Below are 437 nucleotides of genomic sequence, written 5' to 3'. Positions count from 1 at the left end.
CCCCATCGCGTGTGCGTATTCGCATAGAATAAGCGGGCGTTGTTCATTCGGTAAGCCTATCCATTTTTTTAATGCGATTTTAGGGGTTACATTGGGAGCGTTAGCCAGTGTTACATCTTCATCAACACGGGCATACATAGGCGCGATGATATCCGTTGCTGCGGTATCTGAGCCACCACCTTCATATTGTACCGGACGAGTAGGATCTTTTTGCTTAGTCCATTGATACATTGCATGATGGTTACTGCCAATACCAGACTCATTACCCAATGACCAAATGATAATACTGGGGTGGTTTTTATCACGCTCTACCATGCGAGTCATACGGCGCATGTAAGCATTTAACCAACTCGTTTCATCGGATAAGCGTGCCATTGGGAACTGACCATGGGTTTCAATATTGGCTTCGTCGACAACGTATAAACCATATTGGTCAC

1 protein-coding gene is annotated in these 437 nt (G+C 45.3%); it reads right to left on the bottom strand.

Annotation, left to right across the window (positions count from 1 at the left end; all coding sequences use genetic code 11):
- Positions 1-437, bottom strand: a 437-nt coding sequence (locus tag DS885_RS00630) for a glycoside hydrolase family 2 TIM barrel-domain containing protein (protein ID WP_309472373.1), incomplete at both ends; no start/stop codon positions are given.

This window comes from Psychromonas sp. B3M02 (assembly GCF_003318165.1).
In the GTDB taxonomy this organism is placed as follows: Bacteria; Pseudomonadota; Gammaproteobacteria; order Enterobacterales; family Psychromonadaceae; genus Psychromonas.
Note: the sequence above shows the minus strand (reverse complement) of the source record. Positions and strands in the feature narration are given on the sequence as shown.